The sequence below is a fragment of the Helicobacter anseris genome, from assembly GCF_003364335.1.
Taxonomy (GTDB): Bacteria; Campylobacterota; Campylobacteria; order Campylobacterales; family Helicobacteraceae; genus Helicobacter_H; species Helicobacter_H anseris.
Genome location: NZ_NXLX01000017.1, coordinates 23699 through 29941, shown reverse-complemented (window position 1 = coordinate 29941; position 6243 = coordinate 23699). Strand labels below are relative to the sequence as shown.

Below are 6243 nucleotides of genomic sequence, written 5' to 3'. Positions count from 1 at the left end.
GATTTATTGAAATCTTTAGGTGTAATTTGTTTAAAAGAAATCATAATTTGCCCTTAAAATGAAGTGATACAAAATGCGAGGATTATAAAAAAAGGGGGTGATAAAAATCAAGTAAAAATGGAAAAAATCTTCTCAAAAATTAGAGAAGATTTTTTTATCCTAGAGTTTGGCACTCAAATACCAAAAAATCATACTCTTATCTGTGTAGATATTTTCTTTAAGGTAAGTTTGTGAGATTTTATAGCCTGCTTTGTTGTATGTCCCTGCCCACTCTAATCTCAAATTAAGATTGATATTAGGAGTAAAGTCATAGCCGAGTAAAAGTGCGATGGAATTTTCATTGGATCTTGGAGCGTATGTATATCTTCCGATGAGATCCCACTTCCAACACTCATATTTACCCCCTCCAAAAACAAAACCACTAAGTGCATCTTGAGAGAAAAAATCACTCCAAGTAGGCCCTGTGCTATAAAGTGTATAAACCCAAGTATTTAATCCTGTGGGATCTCCATAAGAACTTATAAGATCATTTGCATTGCCAAAGTTTTTATAAATCCCTGCTCCGACATTGTAATTATCAATAAAGATATCTTCTCTTAAAAAGAGGGTTACTCCACCTTCTCCGTGTGTCCTTCCTAAATAGCCTGATGGATTATATGCACTTATGGCATTGGAATCATAGAGTGCTTGATACCCCCAATCTTGCCCAGATAGTTTGTTTTGAATATTTTTATCGTGCATAGCAAAAAGTGTCAAAAAGGTAGTTTTGAAATTTATGCCCTCTCCTTGAAAATCTTTATTGCTCTCATGAACAATCTTAAATCCAGGATCCACATAAACACCAGGTTGATAGTAGAGATAAGGGCGTAATGAAAGCTTTTGATTACCAATCTCAAACGCAGAATCCACTCCAAAAACAAAAATACCAAAACGATTGATATCTGCATTTCTAGCATCAAAATGATTAAGCCATTCAAGATTTGAAGAGCTTCTTCTGTGAGTATAGATTGTATAAAATCTCAAAGATTCCTTTCCTATGAAAAACTCTGCGCCTTCATTATGCCCACTCCACCAATCTGTATTCATAAAATCATATCTACCAGCTTTAAAGCCAAAAAAATCTTTATAAGAATAAGTCACATATGCATTGATAATCTCCCCCCAAGCAGGCATATACACTGCTGTAAAATCCCCCATAGAATCTTTGCCTGATGTAGCATTTGAAGGAAAAATACTTGCCCCCTCTCTTGTGGTATCCAATGCTACACCTCCAACCATCCCCTTAAGTCCTAAAGTAACTTTATGTTCTGTATCAAGCAATTTTAGAGAAATACCAAGCTGTGAGCTTAATGCCCAAAAACTATTGTTTGGATAAATGCCTTTTGATAAATCTGTAGTTTTATTGTTGCTAAGACCAATTCTTGTGCTTGAAACTACATTGCCATCAATTTTATATTCTATTGCTTGCAAAGACAAAGAACACAAAATTCCAAAAAAAGATAGTTGTCTTAAGATTCTCATAATCACCCTTTATTGTGCTTTAAGATTGTGTTGCATATAAACCACATGCGTAGCTAAATACTCTTCTAATCCGTGCTTACCATCAGCCCCGCCAATACCACTTTTTCTAAAACCTGCGTGGAATCCTTGCATTGCTTCAAAATTTTCTCTATTGATATAAGTCTCACCAAATTTAATTTCTTTACAAGCACGCATTGCCACATCAAGATTTTGTGTATAGATAGAGCTTGTAAGACCATATTCACAATCATTTGCCATATCAATTGCTTCATCTAATGTGTCAAACTTCACAATAGGTAAAATAGGTGCAAAAATCTCTTTTTGCATAATCTCATCGCTGTGTTTAATGTCTGTAACAACAGTGGCTGGGAAGAAATAACCGCTAGTATCAGTAATCTTGCCCCCTACCTCAACTCTACCTCCTGCTTGAATAGCACGCTCAAGCATACCAAGTGCATTATCAACCCCTGCTTGATTGATTAGTGGTCCCATATCAAAATCCCCCTTCATTGTATTACCTACACTTACTTTTTGCATTGCCTTGCAGAATTTATCTACAAACTCATCATAAACACTTGAATGCACATAGGCTCTCTCTGCACAATTGCAAACTTGTCCATTATTGCAGATTCTACTTGCTTTGATAGCCTCAACAGCTAGATTTATATCCGCATCTTTACATACAATTGCAGGAGCTTTACCACCAAGCTCTAAAGAAACCTTGATGATATTTTTTGCCGCAGCTTGCATAATCTTAACACCAGATTCTACACTTCCTGTAAGACTTACCATTCCGACATTACTATTGCTTGCAAGTTCATTTCCTACCACACTCCCACTACCGCCAACAAGATTAAATACTCCTTTTGGCAATCCGCTTTTTGCTACAAGTTTTGCAAACTCATAAGCATTATTTGGAGTTTCACTGCTAGGCTTTATAACAATCGTATTACCTGTAATAAGTGCGGGTGCCATTTTTCTTGCAATAAGGAAAAATGGAAAATTCCAAGGCAAAATACCTGTTGTCACTCCAATGGCTTGCTTAAACAAAAAGATATGCTCGTTTGCTCTATCACTTTGGATAATCTCGCCTTCATAGCGTCTAGCCCACTCTGCCATATAATCCATATAATCTGCTGTAAAATTGATTTCAATCTCTGCTAATGCGCGCACTTTTCCTTGCTCTTGCATTAAAGTATCTGTAAGCATTTTTGCATTTTCTCTAATCAAACTTGCAATTTTTCTCACATACCCTGCACGCTCAATAGCTGGTCTTGCTTCCCAAGATTTTTGTGCCAATTTTGCAGACATTATCGCATCTTGCACTTCTTGCAAACTTGCATTAGGAATTTGAGAAATTTGCTCTTTTGTTGCGGGATTAAACACGCTAATATATTCTCCCTTGTGAGGGATAAACTCACCATTGATAAAATTTTCATAAGTTTTCATTTTTTACTCCTTTAATATAATTTTTGATACTTAAAAAATGAAAAATTTCATGGTGGTAAAAAATGCATAAAAGACACAATCCTATCCCCCTAATCCAAATGAAATACTTCTTGTATATCTAGCCATTGCTGTGTCTTGCTCAATGAAACTTGACAAGGATCTGTGCATTTCCACCATTCTTTTGTTATAGGATCTTGTGCAATTTTTTCCATATCTTTAGCAAAGTCTTCCCCCACATATTCAAAATAAGCAAAAAGAAAATCTTTATAGTGATAAATGCTGTAATTTTGGATATTTGATTTTTTAAGGGCATCATTTACACCCTTCCAAACATTACTATGCAAAGCAATATATTCATCTAATTTTTCTTTTTTTACTTTGATAACTTGCCCAAATCTTTGTATAGGTGAACTGATAGAATAAAGCAGATATGCATTATCTTTATAGATTTTAGAAATATCCAAATCATTTAATTTTAGTTTCTTTAGATTTTTTGTAGTAATCTCTAGCCACTCTTTTGGAGTAAAACTACTTACAGGATAATTGCTTCCAAAAACCATTCTTTCCTTGCCAAAAATCTCAAATACAATTGCAAATAATTTTTCATATTTTTCTTGTGAAATTTGTAAATCAAAATGATCACTTGGAGAGAGTTTGCAATAAACATTTGCACAATCTCTAAGAAGCAATAAATCTCTTTTGTAATTTTCAAGATTTTGTATATCAGGATTTCCAAAATGATTTAATACAATTTTTAGATTCTTAAATTCTTTAGCTAATTTTGCAAGCTCTGGAATATCATCAGATAAAACACAAGCTTCAAAAACAAAATCTTTTGTCTTAGCAATCTGAGATAAAGTTTCTAAAAATTTTTTATCATTTATCTTTGTAGATTTTGCAGTGTGCAAAACTTCTCTTACACCACAAATCTTTTTTACTCCTATAGATTCTAGATATGTATCTGTATGTGTAACAATCCCTAAAATTTTATTCTTTTGTCTAGCAAGATTGCTAATATATGCAAACTCTTTTTGTTTATCACTGGAATCTATTTCAATATACACTCCACCAATAAGATGGATATTCTCATAAGCCTTAAGATAGTCCTCAAAGCTAAAATCTCTATCAAATTTTGTATGCTTAATCCATTCAATAGGGATGTCTTTTCTCTCCCAAATATGAAAATGCGTATCCACAATACTATATTGCATTATTTCCCCCTATTGCTAGCAATATAAAAACTATAATAAGCAACATATAAAAAGCAAGGTATTAACAATGCATATCCAGCACTTGTTCCAAAGAAATCATTTACTAAGCCCATCAATGAAGGCATAATCGCTCCACCCACAATACTCATAATCAAAAGAGAGCTAGCAAATTTCACTTGACTTGGCAAAAGATTATCCGTAGCAAGGGCAAAAATCGTAGGAAAGGAAATACTCATAAAGAAAAACAAAACTATCAGGGCAAAAATACTACTTATGCCACTACCAAAAAAGAGATAAACACAAACAAAAACATTAATCAACGCATAACATCCCAAAATCAAATGACTAGGGATTTTTTTCATAAGAGGTGTGGTTAAGATTCTACCTAACATAAATGCCACAAGTGCAATACTAAGATAATACGCTCCTTGTGCATCACTCAATCCTTGATAATGCTCCACAGCATAGTTGATAAAAAATGCTCCTGCTCCTACTTGTGCTGCTATATAGAGGAATTGTGCGAGTAATCCAAAACTAAACTGCTTATTTTTAAAACACTCAAGTGGCATTTTCATTGGTGCATTTTTTTGATTTTGACCTTCTGCATTTTCTGGTAATTTATTAAAAATAAAAGTAATGGCAATAAGAGTTACAATAACTGCAATTCCCACATAAACAAGCTGAACATTTCCCATATTTTGAGCCAAGAGATTCTCTACTTCTTGCTGAGTAGCATTGTGTGGTGCTTTAGTGATTGATAAAAATAAATAACCTGCTAGCATTGGTCCGATAAATTGACCTAATCCATTAAAGCTTTGAGCTGCATTGATTCTAAAACTTGCATTTTTAGGATCACCAAGTTTTGTAATGTAAGAATTTGCATTTGTTTCTAGTGTTCCAAGACCACAAGCAAGAATAAAAAAAGCAAATAAGAAAATACTAAAACTTGCCATATTGGTAGCAGGGATAATCAAAAGGCATCCTATGATATACAATATCAACCCAACAACTATACTAATTTTATAAGAGAATCTTTGTGCAATAAACCCTGCAGGCAATGCGATAATAAAATAAGCCCCAAAATATGCCATTTGCAAAAATCCACTTTCATGTTGTGTAATATGCAAATGATTCTGAAAATTCTTATTCATAGCATCTATTAACCCATAACTTAACCCCCAAAGAAAAAATAAAGAAGTAACCAAGATAATGGCAATTTTTATTTGTGTGTTTTGTGTATTTGATGTATGCATTTTTTATCCTTTTATTTTTATTTTAATCCCAATTTAATGCCCTATCTAGATGCACATATCCCCCATCTATATGGAATATCTGTCCTGTTGTATGGCTACTTCTGGGGCTGATGATAAAGGTCGCAAAATCTGCAATCTCTTCAATCGTGGTAAATCTCTTGCCTAGAGGAATCTTTGATGCAATTTGCTCATATTGTTCTTGTGGATTTGGAAAGTTTTTTAACCATTTTTCATAAAGCGGAGTCATAACCTCTGCTGGAGCTATTGCATTTACACGCACATTATCCTTTGCAAAAGCACAAGCCCATTCTCTACTAAAACCAATCTGTGCGGCTTTTGCTGATGCATAAGCTGAAGTTTTTCCTTGTCCAGTAACTGCTGTTTTAGAAACAATATTTAAAATATTTCCTTGATTATTTTTGATACTAGGTAAAAGCAAGCGTGTGAGTTCATAATAATGGAAAAGATTGTTTTCATAGCTTTTGATAATATCTTTTATATTATGCTCTTCTATTGCAAGATTATCATTTGCACCTGCATTATTAACAAGTGCATAAACATTTGGATATTTATTTAAAATTTCTTTACACAAAGATTCTAATCCCTCATAATCTGCCAAATCAAAACAATAAATCGCATACCCATTGGGACAAACTTTTTTTAATTCTTTTTCAAACTCTTCATTTTTAGAGCGAGAGATAATCACTGGTATCGCCCCCTCTCTTGCCAAAGAAAGACTAATACCTCCCCCAATTCCCTTAAGCCCTCCAGTAATTACAACTACCTTATTATTTAATCTTAAATCCATA

General features: G+C 33.7%; 5 protein-coding genes and 1 pseudogene. All 6 read right to left on the bottom strand.

The window, feature by feature from the left end:
* Positions 1–159: 159 nt before the first annotated feature.
* Entirely contained in the window at positions 160–1521 is a 1362-nt protein-coding gene (locus tag CQA57_RS06520; protein WP_115579432.1) for an outer membrane family protein, read from the bottom strand.
* Positions 1522–1530: 9 nt separating this feature from the next.
* A complete protein-coding gene (aldA, locus tag CQA57_RS06515) occupies positions 1531–2970 on the bottom strand; it encodes an aldehyde dehydrogenase (protein WP_115579431.1) in 1440 nt (479 codons plus the stop codon).
* A gap of 89 nt (positions 2971–3059) precedes the next feature.
* On the bottom strand, positions 3060–3374 hold the full coding sequence (locus CQA57_RS08285; RefSeq protein WP_245941871.1) for an L-rhamnose mutarotase: 315 nt from the start codon (positions 3372–3374) through the stop codon (positions 3060–3062).
* Positions 3375–3401: 27 nt separating this feature from the next.
* Positions 3402–4181, bottom strand: a pseudogene (locus tag CQA57_RS06510) (amidohydrolase family protein); the annotation flags it as partial.
* Positions 4181–5434, bottom strand: coding sequence for an L-fucose:H+ symporter permease (fucP, locus tag CQA57_RS06505; RefSeq protein WP_115579429.1), 1254 nt, complete (start codon positions 5432–5434; stop codon positions 4181–4183). The gene fucP and the pseudogene CQA57_RS06510, both read right to left, overlap by 1 nt.
* 22 nt (positions 5435–5456) lie before the next feature.
* Positions 5457–6242 carry an SDR family oxidoreductase gene (locus tag CQA57_RS06500; RefSeq protein WP_115579428.1) on the bottom strand — a complete coding sequence of 262 codons (786 nt, stop codon included), beginning with the start codon at positions 6240–6242 and terminating at the stop codon, positions 5457–5459.
* Position 6243 lies beyond the last annotated feature (1 nt).

Excerpts from the sequence above, each read along its gene's own strand:
- CQA57_RS06520 (WP_115579432.1), bottom strand. The coding sequence starts at position 1,521 with ATGAGAATCTTAAGACAACTATCTTTTTTTGGAATTTTGTGTTCTTTG.
- CQA57_RS06500 (WP_115579428.1), bottom strand. The coding sequence starts at position 6,242 with ATGGATTTAAGATTAAATAATAAGGTAGTTGTAATTACTGGAGGGCTT.
- aldA (WP_115579431.1), bottom strand. The coding sequence starts at position 2,970 with ATGAAAACTTATGAAAATTTTATCAATGGTGAGTTTATCCCTCACAAG.
- fucP (WP_115579429.1), bottom strand. The coding sequence starts at position 5,434 with ATGCATACATCAAATACACAAAACACACAAATAAAAATTGCCATTATC.